The sequence below is a fragment of the Chryseobacterium contaminans genome (assembly GCF_001684955.1).
Lineage (GTDB): Bacteria > Bacteroidota > Bacteroidia > Flavobacteriales > Weeksellaceae > Chryseobacterium > Chryseobacterium contaminans.
Genome location: NZ_MAYF01000215.1, coordinates 1 through 1,238 on the forward strand (window position 1 = coordinate 1; position 1,238 = coordinate 1,238).

At 33.8% G+C, this 1,238-nt stretch carries 2 protein-coding genes; one reads left to right on the top strand and one right to left on the bottom strand.

The genetic code is table 11. The annotated features are described in order from the left end of the window. On the top strand, positions 1 to 422 hold a 422-nt coding region (locus BBH99_RS11920), incomplete at its 5' end, for an integrase core domain-containing protein (protein ID WP_165601866.1). 120 nt (positions 423 to 542) lie between these two features. Here the strand turns inward: BBH99_RS11920 and BBH99_RS11925 are convergent. Next, positions 543 to 1,238 (bottom strand): YihY/virulence factor BrkB family protein (locus tag BBH99_RS11925; protein WP_066695832.1); only part of this gene is annotated, 696 nt, incomplete at its 5' end.

Here is a 1,238-nt window from a genome sequence, read left to right on the forward strand (position 1 = left end):
GAAAGATAATGGGATATTCATTAAGTTCAAATATGAACACTGAAAATGTTGCAAAAGCTTTAAAAATGGCAATAAAAAATAGAAGTTCAAGTGATCCATTAATCCATCATTCAGACAGAGGTTTGCAATATTGCTCTGGTTACTACCAGAAAATACTGAATAAGAATGAAATCAAACCGTCAATGACTGATGGTTATGATTGCTATCAAAATGCACTGGCAGAAAGGATTAATGGAATATTGAAACAAGAATTCCTTTTTTATAGAACAAAGAATATGAAAGATCTAAGCTCATTAGTAAAAGAAAGTATTTATCTTTATAATACTAAAAGACCACATTTAAGCCTTAATATGCAAACTCCAGATAAAGTGCATAAAAAATCCGAAGAAATAAAACATCTCTCCGGATCAAATATTGTTTAATTTATGTCAACCTATTTTAGGACGACTCATATTCTCTAATGATTTAGAAATTCTAAGCTGGAAGGTACTTGAAAGATAAATGATATTTCAAGTTACAAACTTAAGACCTCTTAACTCATATCACGAATCTTGATTTGACTCCTCACTTTTCTCTTCGTGCAGCTGCTTCAAACTATCTGCATATAACTTGGCTGCACTCCATCGGGCATGTTTAGATAATACAACTTTATACCCTTTTTTGTAGGTATACACTTTAGTGAATTTAGCTCCGAAAAAGATCAGCATACAGGAATAATTAATCCACATCATAATCAAGATTACAGTTCCTGCAGCACCGAAAGCTGATGTAGGTTTAACCTGATTGAAATAAAGACTCAATAAGAATTTTCCCAATGTAAATAAAGCGGTTGTTAAAAAGGCTCCCCGCCAAACGGATTTCCAGGTGATCTGTACATCCGGCAGCACTTTAAACATTAATGCAAATAAAAGCATGACGAGCCCAAACCCGATTGAAAAATTGACCACCTCAACAAGTAGATAGGTTTCAAATCCAAAATACTGGGTGATGATTGTATTGAAAAGGCTGATTAATGAAGACAAAATCATAGTAATCATCAACAGGAATCCAAGAATTAAAATCATCCCAAGAGAGTTGGCCCTATCCAGTAAAAATTTAAGTAAAGCTTTTTTCGGTGCAGATTCTACATCCCAAAGCGCATTTAAAGAGTGTTGAAGCTGGAAAAATAGGGTAGTGGAACCAAAAACCAAGGCTCCGACTCCTACGGCCTTCATAAAAATATTCTTTTTGTCAATTAA